This is a genomic window from uncultured Parasphingopyxis sp. (genome assembly GCF_937129435.1).
Lineage (GTDB): Bacteria > Pseudomonadota > Alphaproteobacteria > Sphingomonadales > Sphingomonadaceae > Parasphingopyxis.
The window spans coordinates 57571-79552 of sequence record NZ_CAKZNF010000093.1 but is presented as its reverse complement, the minus strand read 5'-3'; the positions used below and the strand labels follow the sequence as shown (position 1 = coordinate 79552).

Sequence of the window (21982 nt, the reverse complement as noted above, 5' to 3'; positions counted from 1 at the left end):
GCTTTTCCACAAGTCTGTCCGCAACAGGAGCCGCTTCCCTTCGATGATCCGCCTGCATCTCCATCTGATCTCGGACTCGACGGGGGAAACGCTCGAAAACATCGCCAAGGCGGGGCTGGCACAGTTCGACGATGTCGAGACGATCAAGCATTTCTGGCCGATGGTCCGCACCGAAGGCCATCTCGACCGCGTGCTCGAGGATGTCGGCAAGCAGCCCGGGTTGATCCTGTTCACGATGGTCGACCACAATGTCCGCGCGCGCCTCGAAGACCGCTGCCGGATGATGGGGCTGCCGGCCGTATCGGCGCTCGACCCTGTGATCGATGCGCTTTCGCATATGCTCGGCATGGAGGCGAAGGAACGGCCGGGGCGGCAGCACATGCTCGATGCCGCCTATTTCAGCCGCGTCGAAGCGATCCAGTATACGATCGCGCATGACGACGGGCTGGCGTCCGAAGACTGGGAGGAGGCCGATATCGTCCTTGCCGGCGTGTCGCGCACTTCGAAGACGCCCACGAGCATCTATCTCGCCAATCGCGGTTTCAAGGTCGCCAATATCCCGCTCGTCCCCGAATCGCCGCCGCCCGAATCGCTCTACGGGCTCAAGCATCCGATCGTGGTCGGGCTGACGACGAGTCCCGACCGGCTTGTGCAAGTGCGGCGCAACAGGCTGCTGTCGCTGAACCAGGCGCCCGAAACCGATTATGTCGACAATGAACGGGTGAAGAAGGAGGTCGCCTTCGCGCGCCGCATCTTTGCCGACAATGAATGGCCGGTCATCGATGTGACGCGCCGGTCGATCGAGGAAAGCGCGGCAGCCATCCTCAACATCGTGTCGGACAGGCGCGCCGGGGGAGAATCGACATCCGCCTGATTCTCGCCTCGCAAAGCGCCTCGCGCCGCTCGATGCTCGAGGCGGCGGGAGTCCCGTTCGACGCCATGACGGCAGGCGTGGACGAGGACGCAGCCAAGGCGGCGCTGCTCGCCGACGGGATCGGCCCGCGCGATCTCGCCGATGCGCTCGCCGAGCTGAAGGCGACGAAGCTGTCGGCGCGTTATCCGGAAGCGCTGGTGCTCGGTTGCGACCAGGTCGCTGCGCTGGAGGAACGGATCTTCGACAAGCCGGCGGACCGCAAGGAAGCCGAGGTGCATCTGAAACGGCTGCGCGGCGAGCGCCATGCACAGCATAGCGCGATGGTGATCTGCGAGGGCGGCCTCCCGGTCTGGCGGCATATCGATACGGCGCGGCTGACGATGCGCGATTTTTCCGATGATTTCCTCGCCGCCTATCTCGATGCCGAATGGCCCCAAATCGGCTATTGCGCCGGCGCCTATCGGCTCGAGGCGATGGGCGTGCAGCTTTTCTCCCGCATCGAGGGTAGCGATTTCACGATCCGCGGACTGCCGCTCCTCCCGCTGCTCGATTATCTGCGCGTGCGCGGGGTGGTGGCGTCATGACGGCCTATGCCGAAGTGATCGGCGATCCGATCGCCCATTCCAAATCGCCGCTGATCCACGGGTTCTGGCTCGAAAAGCTGGGGATCGAGGCCGATTACCGTGCGCACCGCGTGATGCCCGATACGCTCGGGGACTATTTCGCCGAACGGCGCACCGATCCGGACTGGCGCGGCTGCAATATCACCATTCCGCACAAGGTTGCGGCGCTCGATCATGTCGAGGATCGCGGCGGCGTGCGCGATTCGATCGGCGCGATCAACACCGTCCTGCGCGACGGCGACGCGCTGATCGGGACGAATACCGATGCCGCTGGCTTTTTCGCGCCGATCGCGGATATGCCGCTTTCCGGCGCGCCGGCGATCGTCCTGGGTGCCGGCGGCGCGGCGCGGGCGGTATTGTTCGCGCTCTCGAAAGCCGATGTGGGCCCGGTCACGTTGCTCAATCGCACCCCGCTCAAGGGCGCGGCGCTGCTCGCGCATTTCGGGCTGAAAGGCGAGGCGCTGCCGCTGGATGCACCGCTGCCGCCTGCCGCACTCCTCGCCAATGCCAGCCCGCTCGGCATGAAGGGACAGGATCCGCTCGATCTCGATCTGTCGCCGCTGCCCGAGGATGCAGTGGTCTACGATCTCGTCTATGCCCCGCTGGAAACGCCGCTGTTGCGCGCGGCGCGCGCGCGAGAACTCGATACGGTCGACGGTCTGGAAATGCTGATCGGTCAGGCCGCGGCCGCGTTCGAACTGTTTTTCGACGCGCCCGCGCCGCGCGATCATGACGCCGAATTGCGGGAGCTTCTGACGAGATGATGATGCGACCATGATGATCTTGGGCCTCACCGGGTCGATCGGGATGGGCAAGTCCACCGTCGCCGCGATGTTCGCGGGCAATGGCGTCCCCGTTTTCGATGCCGATGCCGAGGTGCACCGGCTGCAGGGGCCGGGCGGCGATCTCGTCCATGCGATCGAAGCGGTCTTTCCCGGAACGACGGGGCCGGAAGGCGTCGACCGTGCGAAACTCTCGAAAGCCGTGCTCGGCAATGCGGAGAAACTGGCCGCGCTCGAAGAACTCGTCCACCCGGCGGTCGGTCTGTCGCGGCGCGCGTTTCTCGAGGAACATGCCAATGCGCCGATGGTCGTGTTCGATATCCCGCTGCTCTACGAGAAGACGGGCGAAGCCGGACTCGACGGCGTGATCGTCGTTTCCGCGCCCACTGACGTCCAGCGCGAACGCGTCCTCGCCCGCCCCGGGATGAGCGAGGAAAAATTCGCGCATATCCTCAAATTGCAGCTGCCCGATTCGGAAAAGCGCGAACGCGCCGATTTCGTTATCGATACCGGCGTTCCGCTGGCCGAGACGGAGCGCCAGGTCGACGCACTTGTCACTTGCCTCCGCGCCCATGACGTCCAATATTGCAAGCAATGCGCGAGATAGTTTTCGATACGGAAACGACCGGCCTCAGCCCCGCTGACGGGCACCGGCTCGTCGAGATCGGCGCCATCGAGCTGGTCAACCGTGTCGAAACGGGCCGCACCTTCCACGTCTATCTCAATCCCGAACGCGACATGCCGAGCGAGGCCTATGCCGTGCACGGGCTTTCGGACGCGTTTCTCGCGTCCAAGCGGCTGTTCCATGAGGAATGCGAGGCTTTCCTCGAATTCATCGGCGACAGCCCGCTCGTCGCGCACAATGCCAATTTCGATTTCGGCTTCATCAATGCCGAGCTGAAGCGCTGCGCGCGCGACGCGGTGGCGATGGAGCGTATGGTCGATACGCTGGCCATCGCGCGGACCCGCCATCCCGGCGCCAAGCACAGCCTCGACGCCTTGTGCACGCGGTTCGGGATCGATCGGTCGCAGCGCGTCCTCCACGGCGCGCTGCTCGACGCGCAGCTGCTGGCGCAGGTCTATGTCGAATTGATGGGCGGGCGACAGATCGGCCTCACCCTCGTCGAAGACGAACCGGCGGGTGACGGCCGGCACAGCGGCGATGCCGATGTCGTGCAACTGTCGCGCCCTGTTCGTCCCGCGCGTCCGCATCAAGCGAGCGAGGCGGAGCGCGAACGGCACGCCGCTTTTGTCGGCACATTGAAGGATCCGCTTTGGGAGGTGGCGGCGAACAAAGAGTGAGGGCGCGCGTTGATGATGCACGCCCAGGCCGTTCTGGCCGGAATTCTGGAAGAAAGGTAGCCAAATGGAAATTCGTGTATCGGGACATCAGGTCGAAACAGGCGATGCGCTGAAGGAACATGTCGAGGAGCGCATGTCGGGCATCGCGGACAAATATTTCTCGCGCGCAATTTCTTCCCAGGTAACCTTCGGAAAAGGTCCGCACGATCACGGTTTTTCCTGCGCCATCGTCTCGCACATCATGCAGGGCGTGACGCTGCGTGCCGAAGCGTCGAGCGCGGGCGACGCGCATGCCGCCTTCGAGGACGCGGCGACGCGGGTCGAAAAGCAGCTGCGGCGGCACATGAACCGGCTCAAGGATCACCACAAGAACAATGGCGAGGCGCCTGCCTGGGCCGAGCCGAGCGCAGGCTATACGGTTTTTCAGGGGGCCGAAGAGGAAGCCGAACAGGCGGACAATCCGCCGATCGTCGCCGAAACCAGTATCGACGTTCCGGAAACCGGCGTGTCGAGCGCCGTCTGGATGCTCGATCTGCGCGATACCAATGCGCTGCTCTTCAAAAATTCGGACACCGGGGTATATAACATGGTCTATCGGCGCCGCGACGGCACGATCGGCTGGGTAGAGCCCGATCGCGCCGCCTGAGGCGATACCACCGGCGCCGCCATTGTGTATCTGGAGCAAAGGGCCTGCCCGTTCGGGGGGTCGGGATATGGGATATGACTGATTTCGAAGACCTGCTGTCGCCCGACGGCATCGTCTATGGCGTGGCCGTCGTCACCAAGGCCGATCTGATGCGGACGCTGGCCGCCAAGGCCGGCCTGCTTTCGGGCGTCGATGCCGATATCATCGTCGACCGGCTGAACGAGCGCGAGGCGCTGGGAACGACCGGTTTCGGCGGCGGCATCGCGATCCCGCACGGCCGACTGCCCGACATCGACAGGGCCTTCGGGGTCTTCATGCGGCTCGCCGAGTCGATCGACTATCAGTCGGTCGACGATATGCCGGTCGATTGCGTCTTCGCGCTATTCTCACCTGTCGATGATGGCGCGTCGCATCTGCGCGCGCTTGCCCGGATCAGCCGCCAGTTCCGCGACCGCGCGTTCGTCGCCAAGCTCCGCGGCGCGCGTTCGCCCGACGCGCTGTTCGCTCTGCTCGCCCATCGCGAAGAGGCCGACGCTGCCTGACGAAGCGCCTTCGCCGCCGCTTGCCGGGGCCGCCGCGCATTTTCGCGCGCTCGAATCGCTTTATGATTCGGCGCCGATCAACCGGCTCTGGAACTCGTCGCTCGAAATCGTCGAATCGGGTTTCGCGCGCATCCGGTTCGAACTGACCGAGGCGCATTATCACGCCGCCGGCGCCGCGCACGGGACGAGCTATTTCAAGATGCTCGACGATGCCGGATTCTACGCCGCGAACAGCCTCGTGTCGGACCGATTTCTGCTGACCACGGCGTTCAACCTGCTCTTCACCAGCCCGCTCAAAGCCGGTCCGATCACCGCCGAAGGCCGTTGGATCAGCGGGCACCGGCGCGTCTTCGTTGCCGAATCGCGCCTGCTCGATGCCGATGGCGAAGAGGCGGCGCGGGGCACGGGCACCTTTATGAAATCGAAGATCCCGCTGTCTTCGCTCGACGGGTACGAGTTTCCGGCGTGAACGCCCGGATCACGAGCGACATGCTGGTGGGGGCGTTGCGGCGCAGTGCGGAAGCGGCGGGCGGCGGGGCGATGGTCCTGTCGCATGGCGATGCGATCTCCGGCGCGGTCATTGTCGCCTGGGCGCCGCGCGGCGACACGCAAGCGATGTTTGAGCGCGGCCTCGGCCCCGACGACCGCTATATCTGGCGCGCCACGGGCCCCGAAGCCGGTTCGGGGGCCTCCGACTATGCCGAATATCTCGAAAAGCGCCGCCGCTTCGATCCCGATATCTGGGTGGTCGAGATCGAGGGGATCGAGGATCCCGACTGGCTGCAGCAAATGGTCGGCATCGACTGACCGGCAGGCGGCCGGCGCTTCCAAAAGTTCCGCATCTGTTCTATCGCGGCGGCATGGATGCTGAAAGCGAATCCGCGCAGCTGACCGGGGAGCCCTGTTTCGACGATTCGCCCGTGGCGCGCGATGTCGCGCGCGGCGTCTCGCGGCTCTTCTTTCGTCAGGGACTGATCGCCTTGTGCGAAGTTTCGCTCGGCAATGGCCGGCGCGCCGATATCATGGCGCTCGACGCAAAGGGCGCGATCACCATCGTCGAGATCAAGGTCAGCCGCGCCGACCTGCTCGGCGACAGAAAATGGCCCGACTATCTCGATTATTGCGACCGTTATTTCTGGGCTGTGCCGCAGGGTTTCGATCTTTCATTGTTCGATCGGGAGGATTTGCAGCCCGAACTGGCCGGGCTTCTCGTTGCGGACGCCTATGACGCGGCCGTGGCGCGCGAGGCGGCCCTGCGCAAGACGGCTGCGTCCCGGCGCAAGGCCGAAACACTGCGCTTTGCGCGCCGCGCAGCGGCGCGGCTGCTGGCGCTCGACGATCCGAATTTCGGGGAGCTCTAATTGTCAGACTCGACCTTCGGTCGAGCGCCGCACCAGCCCGCTCCCCCACCCGGCCTCCCATCCAGGATACACTCAGTGGGAGGCCGGGAGGGGGTGCGGGCTGGTGCGGCGAAATTCCGTTAGGAATTTTCTGACAAACAAACCCTCAGTCCAGAACCGGCCCCACCACCTGCCGCTGCTCTTCGCGCGGCTGTGCGCTCTCGAGGATCGACAGGATCTGGCCGCCGCGCGGATCCTGCCGGGCATAATCCATCGCCGATCGGCCGACGACGGCATCGGTGATATCGGGATCGGCGCCGGCCTCGATCAGCTGCTGGACAATCTCGGAATTGCGCTGCTGCACGGCCAGCACCAGGGGTGTTTCGCCGCGGCCGTTCGTCGCATTCACATTGGCCTGTACGACGTTGAGCCAGTGCACGCCCTCGGCCCAGCCGATTTGTGACGCGATATGGAGGGCAGTATTGCCATCGCGGTCGGTCAGGTTCGGGTTCGCGCGCGCGCGCAGCAGGTAGAGCAGCCACTGCAGGGACCGATTGCGAGTCACAATATGAAGCGCGCCGTCGCCGGTGCGCTCCTCTCGCGCGTTGATCACCGTCGAGCCGGGTTGTTCGACCGCGGCGCGCACGGCTTCGAAATCGCCATTGCGCACGCCGTTCAGAAATTCGTAGCGCGAGGTATATTGCGCGCTGGCAGGCATCGCAATGGCCGCAATGCCGATCGCCGCCACCAGGGCGGCAAGAGGTCGAAAAACACGAAAACGCATGAAAACCGGTCCTGTTGAGCCTTGTCAGCACAGCCTTAGCAAAGCATGGCTGGCGCTGTCATGAACGATCTTCGCCGCACCCGTACGCTCCTTGCTCTTCTCGTTGCCGCTGCCATCGCCGCCTGTTCGGGCGGCGCGGGCGAAGGCGATGCGCCGCCGGGTCCGCCGCCGCTCGAAGGCGCGGCGATGGGCGGACCGTTCGAACTGACCAGCGAAACCGGCGAGACGGTGCGCGATACCGATTTCGCGGGCGAATACCGGCTGATCTATTTCGGTTACACCTTCTGCCCCGATGTCTGCCCGGTGGACATGCAGAAGCTCGGCCAGGCGATGCGGGCTCTGGAAGAGCGCGACGCCGATCTCGCCGCGCGCGTCCAGCCGATCTTCATCAGCGTCGATCCGGGGCGCGACACGCCCGAAGTGCTGACCGAGTTCACCGACAGTTTCCACCCGCGCCTGCTGGGGCTGACGGGATCGCCCGAGGTGCTGGCGGACATGGTGCAGCGCTATGGCTCCTATGCCGAAATTCCCGAAGGCCAGAACGCCGAGGGCTATCTTGTCAATCACAGCAACAATGTCATCATGTACGGCCCCGAAGGCGAGCCGCTCGTCAATCTCGACATGAGTGCATCGCCCGAGGACGTCGCCGCCGAAATCGACCGTTGGGCCTCCTGAGCGTGGCCGAACCGGCGCGATTCTGGGAAACCACGCCGCTTGCGAAGATGGATCGCGGGCAATGGGAGGCGCTGTGCGACGGCTGCGGCAAATGCTGTCTGCACAAGGTCGAGGACGCGGACACCGGAGAGATCGCGCCAACGAACGTCGCCTGCAAATTGCTCGATATCGAACAGGCGCGCTGTACCGACTATCGCCACCGCAAGGCGATCGTCCCCGATTGCCTGCGGCTGACGGCGCGCAAGATGCGCAAGATCACCTGGCTGCCGCGCACTTGCGCCTATCGGCTGGTCGCCGAGGGCGAGTCGCTTCCCGGCTGGCATTATCTCGTCTGCGGCGATCGCGAGGCGGTGCATGAAGCGGGCGAATCGGTGCGCGGATGGACGATATCCGAGCTCAAGGCAGGTAATCTGGAACATCATATTGTCGACCGCGAGCTCTGATCTCGTTTTCGCGGGCGGTAGCGTCGAACGGTCGCTGGTCGTGCGCCGCCATCCGAAATCGCGCGGGCTGCGCCTGCGCGTCGACCCGCGCGACGGGCGTGTCCTGATGACGATGCCGAAGCGGGCGAGCCTGAAACGGGCGCTGGCCTGGGCCGAGGAGCAGCGGCCATGGATCGAGGGCGAGCTCGCGAAGGTACCGGAAGACCGGCCGATATTTGCGGGCGGGACGATTCCCTATCGCGGCGCGGAACTTCCCATCGACTGGGAGGAGTCGCGGCCCCGCACAGTGCGATTGGCCGATGGCAGGTTAGGTCTCGGTGGTCCTGATGAGGCGCTGGCGGGGCGTGTCCTCCGCTGGCTCAAGACCGAGGCGAAGCGTGTGCTGACCGAGGAGACGCATCACTATGCGGCCATTGCGGGCGTCACCGTTTCGAAGGTCGCGATCGGCGATGCGCGCAGCCGCTGGGGAAGCTGCGCGTCGTCGGGGGCAATTCGCTACAACTGGCGGCTCGTTATGGCGCCGCCCGAGGTGCTGTCGGCGACGGTCGCGCATGAGGTCGCGCACCGCGTGTATATGGACCATTCACCGCGCTTCCATGCGTTGGTCGCCGAGCTGTTGGGCCGAGAACCCAAGGCCGAGCGGCGCTGGCTGCGCGAGCATGGGGCGGGGCTCTACCGGGTGGGCGTGTAGGGCGTCATCGCGTTCTCCACGCACCGTCATTGCGAGCGCAGCGAAGCAATCCAGAGCCGCAATTTGAAACGCGCGCGGCTCTGGATTGCCGCGTCGCCTTCGGCTCCTCGCAATGACGAGAAAGTCAGACCCTAAAGAACAGGATCGTCGCCGCGAATGGCGGGCGGCGGTCGGCGGTCGGGTACCGGGACCGGTTCGGGATCGCGCCGCCGGCGGCGGAGCGCCTCGTCGAAGAACTCGTCGTCCATCTCTTCTTCGGGCACGCCGTAATCGTCATAGGGCGACGGTTCGGCATAGCCGCGCGGATCCTCGATCGGCATGCCGTTCTCGTCGACGAAGATGTCGTCCTCATAGGGATCGCCGAAATAGGCGTCGTCCTCGCCCTCGAGCTGCCAGTCGGGCAGCGTCACCTCGGTATCGAATTCCTCGATCGGGCGGCTCGCCACGGCATAGCGCATGAAGTCGGAAAAGGCGCGCGCGGGCGCCCGTCCGCCCTGCAGCCCGCCAACGGGCCGCGCGTCGTCCCGCCCCATCCAGACCGCCGTGGTCAATCCGCTCGAAAAGCCGATGAACCAGCCGTCCTTGTTCGAACTTGTCGTCCCCGTCTTGCCCGCCACGGGGCGGCCGATCTGCGCGGCGCGGCCGGTGCCGGTGTTGACCGCCGTCTGCAGCAGGTCGGTCATTTCGGCGGCGACATAGGGCGCGACCAGGACGCGCGACATATCGACCTCGGCGCGGTAGAGTTCGATCTCCTCCTGTGTATCACGATCCTCCATCGTCACCTTGACGATGCCATAGGGCTGGATCGCGACGCCGCGCGCCTGCACCGCGGCGAAGGCCCGGGCCATGTCGATGACGCGGACTTCCGAGGTGCCGAGCACCATGGAGGGATGGGTGTTGATCGGCGTGGTGATGCCGAAACGCTGCGCCATATTGGCGACGGTCGACGTGCCGACTTCCGCGCCCAATTGCGCGGCAACGGTATTGACCGAATAGGCGAAGGCGGTGCGGATATCGATCTCGCCCGAATAGCGGCCGCCGCTGTTGCGCGGCTGCCAGCCATCCCATTCGACCGGTTCGTCGACGACCCGGTCCTCGGGCGTGTAACCGTTTTCCAGCGCGGCGAGATAGACGAACAGCTTCCAGGCCGATCCCGGCTGGCGCACGGCGGTGACGGCGCGGTTGTAGTTTGACGTAACGTAATCGGTGCCGCCGACCATCGATCGGACCGCGCCGTCGCGATCGAGCGCGACGAGCGCGCCCTGCGCCCCGGCCGGCGTATGCGCGCGGATCGAGTTGACGGCACGCGCCTGCATGTCGAGGTCGAGCGTCGTCCAGACATCGAGCGGCGCGCGCGTCTCGTCGACCACCGTGTCGAGCTGGGCCAGCACCCAGTCGGTGAAATAGCGCACGCTGTTCTGCCGCGGCTGCGGCGCGAGGCGGACTTCGGTGGGCTCGGCCGCATCGGCCTGTGCCTGCGTAATCGCGCCGGTTTCGACCATCAGGTCCAGCACGACGCCGGCGCGGCCGATCGCGGCTTCGGCATCGGCCGTCGGCGAATAGCGCGACGGCGCCTTGACGAGACCGGCGATCACCGAGGCTTCGGACAGGTCGAGCTCGCGCGCGCTATGCCCGAAGAAACGCCGCGAAGCCGCGTCGATCCCGTAAGCGCCACCGCCGAAATAAACGCGATTGAGGTAGAGTTCGAGGATCTGCTCCTTGGAGTATGTCCGCTCCATCGCCAGCGCGAGGATCATCTCGCGGATCTTGCGGCCGAAGGTGCGGGTGTTGGTGAGGAACAGGTTGCGCGCCAGCTGCTGGGTGATCGTCGAACCGCCCTGCGTCCATGCGCCGCGCTGGATACGGACGCGGACCGAGCGGGCGACGCCGATCGGATCGACGCCGAAATGGCTCTCGAACCGGCGATCCTCGACCGCGATCATCGCGTCGCGCATGACTTCGGGAATTTCTTCATAGTCGAGCCACTGGCCATAGCTCGGCCCCATGGCGAAAATGACCGTGCCGTCGGCGGCGCGGACGCGCACCGTCTGGCCGTTGGGCGAGGATTGCAGCGTCTCGTAATCGGGCAGCGACGACATCGCGATGCCGACCGCCACGACGAGCGCGACGAGGGCCAGAAGGGCGAAATACAGCCCATATTTGATCGTGCCGATCGTGAAGCGCCAGAACCATCCGCGCTCAGATGCTCGTGATGCCGCCATGCTGCGTTTGCCCTAAGCGCGAACCTGAGCGCTCACAAGCCAATCCTGCGGCTGAATGGGGAGTGAATCGGGGGAGGAGAGGCTTTGCTTTCGTTGGCGTGTGGATTTTGATTGTCAGAATTTTCCTGCCGGAAAATCGCCGCACCGGCCCGCACCCCCACCCGGCCTCCCATTCAGTATACACTCGTGGGAGGCCGGGTGGGGGTGCGGGCCGGTGCGGCGCTCGACCGAAAGATCGAGTCTGACGATCAGATCCCTATTCCCTCTCCTCGAAATCCAGCGACAGGCTGTTCATGCAGTAACGCAGGCCCGTGGGCGGAGGGCCGTCGGGGAAGACATGGCCGAGATGGCCGTCGCAGCGCGCGCAAAGGCTCTCGGTGCGCACCATGCCGTGCGACTGGTCGGTCTTTTCGGCGACGGCTTCCTCGTCGATCGGCCTGGTGAAGCTGGGCCAGCCCGAACCGCTGTCATATTTGTCGCGGCTGTCGAACAGCGGAAGGCCGCATCCGGCGCAATGATAGACGCCGTCCGCATGGTTGTCGTTGTATTTGCCGCCGAACGCCCGTTCCGTGCCCGCTTCGCGCAGCACATGATATTGTTCGGGGGTCAGGCGGTCGCGCCATTCGGCGTCTGTCAGGTCGAGCTTTTCCATGGCGCGAATATGGCCGTTGCGCCGCGTCCGTTCAAGCGATGCGAGTCAGGCGCGAGGCCAGCGACACCAGGCCGGGCAATCGCGCCAGACGGGCCAGGCGAATGGCGCTCGCAGGCTTCTCGGCCAGCGATTTGAACAGCCCGGCCAGCGCCAGTGGCCTTTTCGCGCGCCGGGCGAAGTCGCGCTGGAAGCGCGGCGCCGCATCGGGCCCGCCGACAAGATAGGCTTCGGCGGCGGCCGTGCCGCTGGCGATCGCAATACCGAGTCCTTCGCCCGCCAGTGACGGAATGACCGCGGCCTGGTCGCCCAGCCGGAACAGGCCCGGCTGCGTCTCGCGCGCCCGCCAGCCATAGGGGACAAGCCCGATGGCGTCCTGCGCGACCGGCGCGCCCGCCTCCACGCGCTGCGCCAGCGCCGGATGGTCCGATACGAGCCGTTCGAGCAGCGAGGCCGGATCGCCTTCCGCCTCGCTCAGTCGCGATTTGCGCAGCGCCATGCACAGATTGGCGCTGCCGTCCTCCTGCAGCAGCAGCCCCGCATAGCCATGGTCGAACAGATGCAGCTCGATCGCGCCTGCGCAAAGCCGCGTCATCGCCGCGTTCGGCGCGAAGCGGTAGCGCAGCCCCATCCAGCGATCCTCTTCGGGCACCGCGTCGCGTTTCAGCCCGCGCAGCTCGTGCTTGCCGGTGGCGAGAAACAGCGCGTCTGCGTCCATGACGTCATCATTGTCGAGCAGAACTTCGCCGGGGCCCGCTGCGGATCGCGCGCCGATCCCGTGCAGGATCGCGGCTCCTTCGGCCTTAGCGCGCGCGAGCAGCAGGGTGTCGAGCCTGTGGCGCGAAAGACCCATGGATGGGTGCGGCAATTTCGACTCGCTCGTGCGATCTCCGGCGAAAATCGCCACGCGATCGATCCGATGTCCGCCGAGCTGGCCCTGATCGAGGCCCAGGGCGTCGAGCTGCGCCAGCGTCCGCCAACTTAGAAATCCGCCGCATAATGCATCGCCGATCTCGGCTTGCCGCTCGACGAGCACCGGCTCCGCCCCGCCGCGCGCGAGCGCGATGGCGGCGGCCGATCCGGCCGGCCCACCGCCGACGATCAGCGCAGCCGTTCGACGCATAGCCGGAAGGGAAAGGCGCGGAACACGCGCGCGGTTTCGGGCGCGATGCTTGCCGCCGCCAGAATCGGCGGCCATTCATGCGGGCGGTAGCTGCGGGCAATCGACAGCGTCCCGTCTTCGCGCACGATGCGGTGCCAGCCCATGATCCGCGCGAGCAGCGGATAGCCGCCATGGGCAAAGCGGTGCCGGTGGAGATCGTTGATCAACCAGCCGATTTTCGCGTTCGCCTCCATGTGATGGATGAACGCCGTGAGCTGGTCGGGCGTCATATGGTGCGCGACGAGGTTCGACACGATCAGATCGAACCGCCCGAGATCGGCATAATCGCCGGTCGTATAGGTGATGCCGAGTTCGGCGGGCGTCTTTGCCTCGGCGGCGGCGCGGCTCTTCGGATTGAGATCGACCCCGGTCAGTCGGGCGGCAATACCGCGTCTTCGCGCCCATTGCGCGATCGCGCGAAGCATCCCGCCCTCGCCGAACCCGACGTCGAGCAGCGAGAATTCCCGCCGATCGCCGACAGCACGCTTCAGAAAGCCCAGCGTCGGGCGCGCCGAAAAGGTCCAGCGATTGGCTCTTTCAAGGTCTTCGAGGACCCTGGCATAGGTTTCGGGCGGCAGGTCCGCCGCATCCATCTGCTCTTCGGCGATGGTGCGGGCGGCAAGCCCGGTCATGATGCGCTCGAAAAGCCGAAGCCCTCGGCGGCCAGCCCCGGACCGAAGGCGAGCGCGACGCCGCGTTCGACGGGCGGCCCGGCCATTACGCGTTCGAGCGCGAACATCAGCGTTGCCGAGGACATATTGCCATGGTCGCCGAGCACGCTGCGCGAGACGTCGAGCGCGCCCGGATCGAGTTCGAGGCCCTTTTGAACGGCATCGAGGATCGAGCGCCCCCCGGCATGGACGGCCCAGCCGTCGATCGCCTCGCATGGCGCGCCGCCGCACAAGGCTTCGCGAAAGCCTCCATCGCTCAGCGCCTCGGCGATCAGGCCGGGCACTTCGCCCGAAAGGTGCATGGCGAAACCGGTGTCGCCCACGGCCCATTGGATCAGTTCGCCTGAATCGGGGAGCGTGGCCGAAAACGGGGCTTCCAGCGTCATTCCCGCCTTGTCGGCCGTCACCAGCGCCGCCGCCGCGCCGTCGCCGAAAAGAAGCATCGCGAGCAGCGGCTCCAGCGCCGCTTCGGGCTGCAGATGCAGCGTCGAAAGCTCGACCGTCACCACCAGCACGCGCGCATCGGGTTCGGACCGCACGATATGCCGCGCCGTGCGCAGCGCCGTGACCGCGCCGTAACAGCCCATGAAACCGACCAGGACCCGCTCGATGGTGCCGGGCAGGCCGAGCCGATCGGCGAGCAACTGGTCGATCCCGGGCGCGGTGAAGCCCGTGCAACTGGCAACGACGAGATGGGTAATGCCGGAAAGGTGGGGCAGGCCGCGAACGGCGGCTTCGGCCAGTTCCGGGGCCGCTTTGCCGTAAACCGCCATTCGCGCCGATGTCGGCGGCATTCCGTCGGCGTAAAAGCCGCCCGGGGCGATCGGCGAGCCGCCATCGGCCGTTTTCGGCAGCACGGACCAGCGATGGCCGATCTCCGCGCGCTTCGCCATTCGTTCGAAAAGTGCGCGTTCCCGCGGATCCGACAATTGCTCGCGCGCCCAGCCGATAAAGGCGGCATGGATGTCGTGATCGGGCGTCGCGGTGGCGAGCGCGTTGATATGCGGGACGGGCTGGGACAAGGGGCGGGAGAACTTTCCGATTGCGACGCGGCCTATCTGGGCCGGGCATCGCGCAATTACCACAGTTAACGAATTGTAGACGCAAAATGGCGCAAAATGATGCCCGTGAAACCCGTCATTTCCGCCTTTGTGCCAATTGGCTGCGCGGTCGTCATGGCTGTCGCGCCGGCTCCCGCCAGCGCGCAGCAATGCCGGCTGTGCGGAGACGGCCCGCCGGGCCTTGGCGGCATATTGCCGGGCCGGCCGTTGCGTATCGATATCGAGACCGATCTCGAATTCGCGCGCTATGCGGTACTCAGCGACGCCGGCGGCTCCGCCGAACTCGATCCGGTAACCGGGCAACGCCGAACCTATGGCGGGCTGGGCGATATGGGCGGACTTGCCGTGACCGCGCGGGTGACGTTGCGGGGGCAGCCGAATCGCGCCGTCCGCGTCGACCTGCCGGCCACGATCGAATTGCGCGCGGCGGGTGGCGACCGCATCGAATTGACGAACCTTAGCAGTACGCTTCCGGGCCAGCCGCGGCTCGATGCCGACGGCCGGCTGGAATTCCGGATCGGCGGGCGGATCGATGTCGACGGTACCGATGCCGGAAATTTCCGGGGAAGATTAAGGATTTCCGCCGAATACGAATAGGCTGGGCCGTCGTCGAAAATTTATTCCACGTTAACCACATCTCTTCGGAAAATCTGAAGCGCGTTCGGCGAAAAGCACTCTCGAATGGCGCGGGGGACGCACCGTTCTTTTTAATCGGATGCGAAAAAGGGAACTTTTGCAATGAACAAGATGATCAAGCTGGCGGCCGTTGCCGCCGCTACCGCTTCGGTTGCGCTCGGTGCGGGAACCGCGAATGCCGCGACGGCCAGCGCCACCGCGACGGCCGAAATCCTGCAGCAGGTCGCCGTTACCAAGACCGCCGATCTGAGCTTCGGCTCGCTGGTTCCGAGCACGTCGGCTTCGGCCAGTGTCACGGTCGCCGCGAACGCTGCCGGCACGCGCAACTGCGGCGGGCTGACCTGTTCGGGCACGCCGGCCTCGGCGGCCTTCACGGTCACCGGCGCGTCGGGCCTTGCGGTCACGGTTTCGGGCCTCAGCGGCCTGACCGCGCTGACCGGCCCGGGCGCGAACATGCCGATCAGCCTTTCCGGCTCCACGCTTGACATGAGCTCGGGTTCGGACACGCTCTATGTCGGTGGCAACCTGACCGTCGGCGCCAACCAGGCGGCCGGCAGCTACACCGGCAACTTCACGGTCCAGGTCGACTATCAATAGCTTCCTCCAGCGGCCGGGGCCTTTGCGCCTCGGCCGTGCCTTGGAGAAAACCCGGCGGCGCCCTCACTGCGCCGCCGGGTTTTTGTTTGTGCCGGCGCCCGAAATCTTGACCGAATAATAACCATATTTTGGCAGGTTCTTCGGGCGTTGCGGGGCATTTCGCGCCGTTTTTCCGGGGGATTATTTTCCATGACGTCTATTCGTTCTTCGCGCTTGCGCGGGCTGGCCGCCGGCGCCCTTCTCAGCGTCGCCGCGCTCACCGCGACCACTGCTTCCCATGCCAACGACCTGCTGGTCGCGCCGACGCGCGTCGTGCTCGACGGGAATCGCGGGACCGAGGTGATCCTCAACAATATCGGCACCGAAGAGGCGGATTATCGGATCTCGCTCGAGCTTCGGCGCATGCTGCCCGATGGCAGCCTGGCCGAGGTCGAAACGCCCAATGCCGCGGAACAGGCCGCGCTCGACATGATCCGCTACGCGCCCCGCCGGGTGACGCTGCCGCCGAACCAGCCGCAGGCGATCCGGATCGGCGCGCGCGTGCCGCCCGAACTCGCCGATGGCGAATATCGCGTCCACATGCTTTTTCGTGCGGTTCCGCGACCGACGCCCGTCACCGCGGAGACCGATGACAGCGCGGAGGGCTTTTCGATCCGGCTGATCCCGATCTACGGCGTCACCATCCCGATCATCGTTCGCAACGGCGATCTGCAGGTTACCGCCGCCATCTCGAATCCGCGCATCGTGCGCCAGGATGGCCGCGAATCGCTGAGTTTCACGCTGAGCCGCAATGGCGACCGATCGACCTATGGCGAAATCGTCGTGACCAAGCCGGGTGTCGATATCCCAGTGGTCCGCGCGCGCGGCATCGCCGCCTATGCGGAAATCGGCGAGCGTACGGTCACGCTGCCGGTCAGCGAGGAGTATCAGGGTTCGCTCGCGGGCCCGGTGCGGATCCAGTATCGCGCGCCCGAATCGGAAGGCGGCGGCCTGATCGCCGAGCTTTCGGCGACGCTGCAGTAAGGGCGGGGAGCCCGGCGATGCCGGAGCCGCCCTGATGGCGAAACCGCGCCTCCTTCCTTCGATCAAGGCCGGGATTGCGGGCCTTGTCGCACTGTTCGGCGCCGTCATGGCGCCGGCGCAGGGCGGCTGGCAGCCGCATCCCGACGATTCGCTGCTGTTCGACCTGCGCCTCGGCCAGTATCGGCTGGGCGATGGCGTGCGCGGCTATCAGACGCCCGACGGCATCTGCGTCGACCTGGGCGATACGATCGAGGCGCTCGACGTGCCTGTCGCCATCGACGAGGGCGCAAATCGTGCGAGCGGCTGGGCATTTCACGAAGAAAATCAGATAGATATCAACCGCGCCAGCGGACGTGTCCGCTATGGCGAGGCGCAGGGCGCGATCCCCGCCGATGCGATCCACGATGCGCCGGAAGGCTGGTGCATCGAAACGGGCGCGCTCAGCCGCTGGCTCGGCGTCGAATTCGATCCCGATATGCGCAACGCCGTTCTGACCGTCACCTCGGACGAGCCATTGCCGGTCGAACTGGCGATGCAGCGGCGGAATCGCGCGACGCGGATCCGCCGCGACATCGATTTCGACCTGTCGAGCCTGCCCCAGGCCGATACCCCCTACCGCATGTGGCGCACCCCGTCGGTCGACGCGGTGGTCAATATCGGCGCGATCCGCGATCGCCGCGCGGGCGGCCGGACACGGCTCGACCGCCGCTACGAGATCTACGCCTCGGGCGAACTCTTGACGGCATCGGTCGATGCCCGGCTCGCTTCGGACACGGACGGCGTGCCCAATTCGCTCCGGATGCGCGCCTTTCGCAACTCGAACGAGCCGAACCTGCTCGGCCCGCTGCGCGCGACGCAGTTCGCGCTCGGCGACGTATCGAGCCAGAGCTCGCCGATCGCCGTGCAATCGATGCCCGGCCGCGGCTTTTTCGTGTCGAACCGGCCGATCGACCGGCCGGATTCGTTCGACCGCAAGACATTTCGCGGCGAATTGCCGGCCGGATGGGATGCGGAGCTCTATCGCAACGGCCAGTTGCTCGCCTTTGCGGAGGAGCGCGGCGACGGGCGGTACGAATTCGCCGATGTCGAGCTGCGCTACGGCATCAACCGGTTCGAAATCATACTCTACGGCCCGCAAGGCCAGACTCGCCGCGATACCGAGATCATCAATGTCGGCGCTTCGAGCATTCCGCCGCGTACGACCTGGTATTGGGCCGGCGCGAGCCAGGACAATCGCGATCTCGTCAATCTGCGCGATTACAGTTTCGGGCGTTCGTCGAACTGGCGCGCCGGTTTCGGGCTCGAACGCGGGATCGATGCGCGCACGGCGCTCGCTTTCCAGCTCAACAACCTCGTGATCGACGATCAGCGGCTGACCGTCATGGAAGGATCGGTTCGCCGCGCTATCGGTCCGGCGCTGATCGAAGTGACGGGCGCCTGGGCCGACAATGGCGGCTATGCGGCGCGCGCGCAGCTGCTCGGCCGGTTCGGGCGGCTCTATCTGAGCGCCGAATCGCTCTATGCAAACGATTTCCGAACCGAACGCTATGGCGACACGCTCAAATGGAAGCACGAAGTGGCGGCCGATTATTCGGTGCAGCTCGGGCGCGTCACGCTGCCCGTGCGGTTGCAGGCGAATTACGAGCAATTCACCAACGGCCGGAAGGAATTCGAGCTGGCCGGACGGGTTTCGGCGAATTTCCGCGGCTTTTCGGTGACGGGCGAAGTGGGCCTGCGCGATCAGCGCGGCCGTATCGGCCCCGATCCGCCGCGCGATACGACCGCGGCGATTTTGGCGAACGGCCGCATCGGCGGAGTCAGGCTGCGGGGCGAGGCGAGATGGCGGCTCAGTCCCGATCGCCGTTTCGAAAGCGCGACGTTGACCGGCGAATGGGGCGGCGGCGAGCGCAGTTCGTGGCGTGCCGAGCTCGGTTACCAGGCCGAATATGATCGCGCGCGCGCTTCGATCGGCTATGTTCGGCGTTTCGAGCATTTCGCGCTGACCGCATCGGCCGAAGCGGCGACCGACGGCTCGGTCGCGGCCGGTTTGAACCTCGCATTCTCGATCGGACCCGATCCGCGCGGCGGCGTTCGCGTCACTTCCGCGCGTCAGGCGACCGGCGGGCAGGCCGTGGTGCGTGTGTATCGCGATCTCAACAATGACGGCATTCGCCAGCCGGACGAACCGCTCGAACCGGACGTCGAAATCACGGCCGGGCGCGCGCTGACCGACCAGCCGACCGACGATCAGGGTCTCGCCATTGCCGAAAACCTAACACCCTATCGCCCGGTGCTGATCGGCATAGATACATCCTCGCTTTCCGACCCGTTCGTGCAGCCGCGCGGACCCGGCGTGGTCGTCACGCCGCGTCCGGGCGTCGCGGCCGAGGTCGAAATCGCGCTCGTCAGCGCTGGCGAGGTCGAAGGCGTGCTCGTCCGCAACGGATCCGGGCTCGAAGGGGTCGATCTCGAGCTTGTCGATGTCGAGGGCCGCGCCGTGAAGACGGTTCGCACCGATTTCGACGGCTTTTTCCTGTTCGAAGGCGTGCCCTATGGCGAATATTCGGTCCGCGTGGCGCAACTTTCCGCCCAGGCGCTGCGTATCAGTCCCACGCTCGGCCGCCGGGCGTTCGTATCGGACGAAGATGACAGCGTACGGCTGGGTACGATTGCCATCGATGGTAGCGCGCGTGCTGATCTGTCAGAAATTCCCTAGCGGGAATTCGCCGCACCGGAATTGTTTGTCAGACTTTGGCTAGCGCCAAAGCGCCGCACCAGCCCGCACCCCCACCCGGCCTCCCACGAGCGTATCCTGAATGGGAGGCCGGGTGGGGGTGCGGGCTGGTGAGGCGATCTCGCGACAGCGAGGTCCTGACTATGAAAAGTTGCGCCAGACGACTTGGCGCAACTTTTTGACTGTTCAAAAACCCCAGTTACCCGCCGATTGCGCCCGCCAGCCGCTCGTAAGCCGCCGCAAACTCTTCTTTGAATTGCTGGACGACGTCGCCGGCCGACATGCTCTGGTTCATCAGCCCCACGCCCTGCCCCACCCAATAGGTGGCGAGGCTCTTTGCGCCCTCATGTCCGCCCTGGCTCAGCTTGTCGATCTGCCGCAGCGCGGGCTCGGAAATCAGCGATTGCAGCGGCATCGGCAGCGGCTTCGGCGCATCTTCGGCCTCCCAGGCATCGGTCCAGGGCGAGCGGAGCTGGCGCGAGGGCTTGCCGGTGCGCGAACGCGAACGCACCGTATCGCGCGAGGTCGCGGCCAGCATCTTCTCCTTCACCACCGGATTGGTTTCGGCCTCGGCCGTGGTCAGCCAGACCGACCCGCACCAGGCGCCGGCCGCGCCCATCGCCATCGCGGCGGCCATCTGCTCACCGGTCGTGATCCCGCCGGCCGCGAGAATCGGCGTATCGGCGCCGATCGCTTCGAGCCCGCGCGCGATCTCGGGCACGAGCACCATTGTCGAGACCTCGCCGCAATGGCCGCCCGCCTCGCCGCCGGCGACGACGAGAATATCGACCCCGGCATGGACCTGCGCGATCGCATGCTCCTTCGCGCCGACCAGCGCGGCGACGGGTACGCCGTGCTTCTTGCCGAGTTCGAGCATGATGGGCGGCGGAACGCCGAGTGCGTTGGCGACGAGCTTGATCGGATATTCGAACGCCGCCTCGAGGCTGCTCGCCGCGCCTTCCGCCTGCATGTTATTGGCGAAGTTCGACGAAATCCCGCGCGATTCGTCGAGCCCCGAGGCGTCGACATCGTGATCCTCAAGGATATGCGCGGCGAAGGCCTTGTGCTGTTCGGGCAAGGCCGCGGCGATGTCGGACGCCGTCCGCTTCTCCCCCTTGCCCTCGAACTTGTTCGGTACGATCAGGTCGATACCATAGGGCTTGCCGCCGCAATTCTTGTCGATCCAGTCGAGTTCTTCGCGCAGCCGGTCGGGCGAAAGGTTGACCGCGCCGAACACGCCCATGCCGCCCGCCTTCGAAACAGCGGCGACGACATCGCGGCAATGCGAAAAGGCGAGCAGCGGGAATTCGATGTCCAGCATCTCGCAGATCGGGGAATTCATCATCGGACACGTCCTCTTTCGGATTTGCCGATGTCAGAAACCGCTGGCCGCGCGCTGTCAAGCGTGCAGCCATGACGTCACAAATAACGATTTTATATCAATAGGTTAGAATATGGACGCCTGCCCGGACATCTTTGGTGCGGTCGAGAAGACTCGAACTTCCACGGGCTTTCGCCCACAACGACCTCAACGTTGCGCGTCTACCAATTCCGCCACGACCGCACAGTCCGGGAGGGGCGCGGACGCGGGGTCCGGCCTTCGGCAGGCGCGTGCCTCTAGCAAAGGCTACAGGGGGGCGCAATGGCCTTGCGCGGCTCGGCTCCGAAGGGCCGAACTCGCGGTGGAAGCGGCGTCCTCCCTTGCGGTGTCCGATCATCGGTGTAGCAAGGCCGGCATGTTGGAAGAAGTCGAAGACAAGGCGGGCATCCCCGCCGCCACATTGGTGCTGATGCGCGACAGCGCGGACGGGCCGCCCGAAGTCCTGATGGTCGAGCGCGCCGCGAAAATGGCGTTCGCCGGGGGCGCGATGGTCTTCCCGGGTGGGCGGATCGACGAAGGCGATCATGCGCTGGCCGCCAACGAGGCGCTGGTTCGGGGAGCGCCGGACGACAAGCTCGAGACGGCCGGCCGGGTCGCTGCGATTCGCGAGACGCTGGAAGAAACGGGCGTCGCCGTCGGTTTCGATCCGATGCCCGACGAGATCGGCGCGGCGCAGATGCGCGAAGGATTGCATGAGGAAGGCGATTTCGGCGCGATGCTGGCGACGGCGGGGCACCGGCTCGACCTTTCGGTGATGACCCCCTGGGCACGGTGGAAGCCGAATTTCCGGCAGGAGCGGACCTTCGACACCTGGTTCTTCATCGCCCGCGCGCCCGAACGCGACGCGCATCAGGCCGATGGCGGCGAAAGCGTATCGAGCCGCTGGGCGGCGGCGCAGCAAGTGATCGACGAGGCGGAGGCCGGCAAATGTTCGATCATCTTCCCCACGCACCGCAATCTGGAGCGGCTCGCGCAATGGAGCGATTTCGCGACCGCCCGTGCACATGCCGAATCGATCCCGGTCCGGATGATCACCCCCTGGACCGAAGAGCGCGACGGCGAACGCTGGATCTGCATTCCGGACGATGCGGGTTATCCCGTGACGGGTCAGCCGCTCGGCAATGAGCGCCGCGCCTGACCGGCC

General features: G+C 65.8%; 25 protein-coding genes and 1 tRNA gene. 18 read left to right on the top strand and 8 right to left on the bottom strand.

The window, feature by feature from the left end; genetic code table 11:
- Positions 1-43 precede the first annotated feature (43 nt).
- From Q0139_RS15345 to Q0139_RS15300, 10 genes are all read left to right on the top strand, one after another.
- Complete coding sequence (locus tag Q0139_RS15345) at positions 44-874, top strand: pyruvate, water dikinase regulatory protein (RefSeq protein WP_298024093.1); 831 nt, start codon at positions 44-46, stop codon at positions 872-874.
- 32 nt (positions 875-906) lie between these two features.
- The gene (locus Q0139_RS15340) at positions 907-1458 is read left to right on the top strand and encodes a Maf family protein (RefSeq protein WP_298024089.1); all 552 of its coding nucleotides are present in this window, start codon (positions 907-909) and stop codon (positions 1456-1458) included.
- Positions 1455-2261 carry a shikimate dehydrogenase gene (locus Q0139_RS15335; protein ID WP_298024086.1) on the top strand — a complete coding sequence of 269 codons (807 nt, stop codon included), beginning with the start codon at positions 1455-1457 and terminating at the stop codon, positions 2259-2261. The genes Q0139_RS15340 and Q0139_RS15335 overlap by 4 nt, the downstream gene beginning before the upstream one ends.
- Before the next feature lie 10 nt (positions 2262-2271).
- The gene (gene coaE / locus Q0139_RS15330; RefSeq protein WP_298024083.1) at positions 2272-2886 is read left to right on the top strand and encodes a dephospho-CoA kinase; all 615 of its coding nucleotides are present in this window, start codon (positions 2272-2274) and stop codon (positions 2884-2886) included.
- Positions 2874-3581 carry a DNA polymerase III subunit epsilon gene (dnaQ, locus tag Q0139_RS15325; protein ID WP_298024080.1) on the top strand — a complete coding sequence of 236 codons (708 nt, stop codon included), beginning with the start codon at positions 2874-2876 and terminating at the stop codon, positions 3579-3581. The genes coaE and dnaQ overlap by 13 nt, the downstream gene beginning before the upstream one ends.
- A gap of 64 nt (positions 3582-3645) precedes the next feature.
- On the top strand, positions 3646-4227 hold the full coding sequence (gene raiA / locus Q0139_RS15320) for a ribosome-associated translation inhibitor RaiA (protein ID WP_298024077.1): 582 nt from the start codon (positions 3646-3648) through the stop codon (positions 4225-4227).
- A 74-nt stretch (positions 4228-4301) separates the two neighbouring features.
- Complete coding sequence (locus tag Q0139_RS15315) at positions 4302-4769, top strand: PTS sugar transporter subunit IIA (RefSeq protein ID WP_298024074.1); 468 nt, start codon at positions 4302-4304, stop codon at positions 4767-4769.
- The gene (locus Q0139_RS15310; RefSeq protein ID WP_298024183.1) at positions 4762-5238 is read left to right on the top strand and encodes a PaaI family thioesterase; all 477 of its coding nucleotides are present in this window, start codon (positions 4762-4764) and stop codon (positions 5236-5238) included. The genes Q0139_RS15315 and Q0139_RS15310 overlap by 8 nt, the downstream gene beginning before the upstream one ends.
- Positions 5235-5576: a DUF1491 family protein gene (locus Q0139_RS15305; RefSeq protein ID WP_298024072.1), complete on the top strand. Its 342-nt coding sequence runs from the start codon at positions 5235-5237 to the stop codon at positions 5574-5576. The genes Q0139_RS15310 and Q0139_RS15305 overlap by 4 nt, the downstream gene beginning before the upstream one ends.
- Before the next feature lie 53 nt (positions 5577-5629).
- Positions 5630-6130: an MmcB family DNA repair protein gene (locus tag Q0139_RS15300; protein WP_298024070.1), complete on the top strand. Its 501-nt coding sequence runs from the start codon at positions 5630-5632 to the stop codon at positions 6128-6130.
- 145 nt (positions 6131-6275) lie between these two features.
- Here Q0139_RS15300 and Q0139_RS15295 read toward each other — a convergent pair whose 3' ends face one another.
- Complete coding sequence (locus Q0139_RS15295) at positions 6276-6893, bottom strand: ankyrin repeat domain-containing protein (RefSeq protein ID WP_298024067.1); 618 nt, start codon at positions 6891-6893, stop codon at positions 6276-6278.
- Positions 6894-6953: 60 nt separating this feature from the next.
- Between Q0139_RS15295 and Q0139_RS15290 the strand changes: the two genes are divergently transcribed.
- Genes Q0139_RS15290 through Q0139_RS15280 form a run of 3 tightly spaced genes read left to right on the top strand, consistent with a single transcriptional unit; the run spans position 6954 to position 8702 of the window.
- Positions 6954-7568 carry an SCO family protein gene (locus Q0139_RS15290; RefSeq protein WP_298024065.1) on the top strand — a complete coding sequence of 205 codons (615 nt, stop codon included), beginning with the start codon at positions 6954-6956 and terminating at the stop codon, positions 7566-7568.
- Between the two features lie 47 nt (positions 7569-7615).
- Complete coding sequence (locus Q0139_RS15285) at positions 7616-8011, top strand: YcgN family cysteine cluster protein (RefSeq protein ID WP_298024180.1); 396 nt, start codon at positions 7616-7618, stop codon at positions 8009-8011.
- The gene (locus Q0139_RS15280) at positions 7992-8702 is read left to right on the top strand and encodes a M48 family metallopeptidase (RefSeq protein ID WP_298024062.1); all 711 of its coding nucleotides are present in this window, start codon (positions 7992-7994) and stop codon (positions 8700-8702) included. The genes Q0139_RS15285 and Q0139_RS15280 overlap by 20 nt, the downstream gene beginning before the upstream one ends.
- Positions 8703-8833: 131 nt before the next feature.
- Here the strand turns inward: Q0139_RS15280 and Q0139_RS15275 are convergent, their stop codons facing one another.
- The 5 genes from Q0139_RS15275 to Q0139_RS15255 all read right to left on the bottom strand — a co-directional run bounded on the left by Q0139_RS15275 (position 8834) and on the right by Q0139_RS15255 (position 14428).
- The gene (locus Q0139_RS15275) at positions 8834-10924 is read right to left on the bottom strand and encodes a transglycosylase domain-containing protein (RefSeq protein WP_298024059.1); all 2091 of its coding nucleotides are present in this window, start codon (positions 10922-10924) and stop codon (positions 8834-8836) included.
- 256 nt (positions 10925-11180) lie between these two features.
- Positions 11181-11576 carry a peptide-methionine (R)-S-oxide reductase MsrB gene (msrB, locus tag Q0139_RS15270; protein WP_298024055.1) on the bottom strand — a complete coding sequence of 132 codons (396 nt, stop codon included), beginning with the start codon at positions 11574-11576 and terminating at the stop codon, positions 11181-11183.
- 31 nt (positions 11577-11607) lie between these two features.
- Entirely contained in the window at positions 11608-12696 is a 1089-nt protein-coding gene (locus Q0139_RS15265; protein ID WP_298024052.1) for an FAD-dependent monooxygenase, read from the bottom strand.
- Entirely contained in the window at positions 12675-13367 is a 693-nt protein-coding gene (locus tag Q0139_RS15260; RefSeq protein ID WP_298024049.1) for a methyltransferase domain-containing protein, read from the bottom strand. Before Q0139_RS15260 ends, Q0139_RS15265 begins: the two co-directional genes overlap by 22 nt.
- Positions 13364-14428, bottom strand: coding sequence for a type III polyketide synthase (locus Q0139_RS15255; protein WP_298024046.1), 1065 nt, complete (start codon positions 14426-14428; stop codon positions 13364-13366). The genes Q0139_RS15260 and Q0139_RS15255 overlap by 4 nt, the downstream gene beginning before the upstream one ends.
- A gap of 99 nt (positions 14429-14527) precedes the next feature.
- On the opposite strand from Q0139_RS15255, the gene Q0139_RS15250 reads away from it, so the two are divergent.
- The 4 genes from Q0139_RS15250 (at position 14528) to Q0139_RS15235 (ending at position 19439) form a co-directional block, all read left to right on the top strand.
- Entirely contained in the window at positions 14528-15064 is a 537-nt protein-coding gene (locus Q0139_RS15250; protein ID WP_298024043.1) for a DUF4402 domain-containing protein, read from the top strand.
- A gap of 141 nt (positions 15065-15205) precedes the next feature.
- Complete coding sequence (locus Q0139_RS15245) at positions 15206-15700, top strand: DUF4402 domain-containing protein (RefSeq protein WP_298024039.1); 495 nt, start codon at positions 15206-15208, stop codon at positions 15698-15700.
- A 189-nt stretch (positions 15701-15889) separates the two neighbouring features.
- Positions 15890-16723: a molecular chaperone gene (locus Q0139_RS15240; protein WP_298024036.1), complete on the top strand. Its 834-nt coding sequence runs from the start codon at positions 15890-15892 to the stop codon at positions 16721-16723.
- Positions 16724-16757: 34 nt separating this feature from the next.
- On the top strand, positions 16758-19439 hold the full coding sequence (locus tag Q0139_RS15235) for a carboxypeptidase-like regulatory domain-containing protein (protein WP_298024034.1): 2682 nt from the start codon (positions 16758-16760) through the stop codon (positions 19437-19439).
- A 217-nt stretch (positions 19440-19656) separates the two neighbouring features.
- Here the strand turns inward: Q0139_RS15235 and Q0139_RS15230 are convergent, their stop codons facing one another.
- Both Q0139_RS15230 and Q0139_RS15225 read right to left on the bottom strand, forming a co-directional pair.
- Positions 19657-20802: a nitronate monooxygenase gene (locus Q0139_RS15230; protein ID WP_298024031.1), complete on the bottom strand. Its 1146-nt coding sequence runs from the start codon at positions 20800-20802 to the stop codon at positions 19657-19659.
- Between the two features lie 132 nt (positions 20803-20934).
- A tRNA-Leu gene (locus Q0139_RS15225) sits at positions 20935-21021 on the bottom strand.
- A 172-nt stretch (positions 21022-21193) separates the two neighbouring features.
- On the opposite strand from Q0139_RS15225, the gene Q0139_RS15220 reads away from it, so the two are divergent.
- Positions 21194-21976: an NUDIX domain-containing protein gene (locus Q0139_RS15220; protein WP_298024027.1), complete on the top strand. Its 783-nt coding sequence runs from the start codon at positions 21194-21196 to the stop codon at positions 21974-21976.
- The last annotated feature ends 6 nt before the right edge of the window (positions 21977-21982 follow it).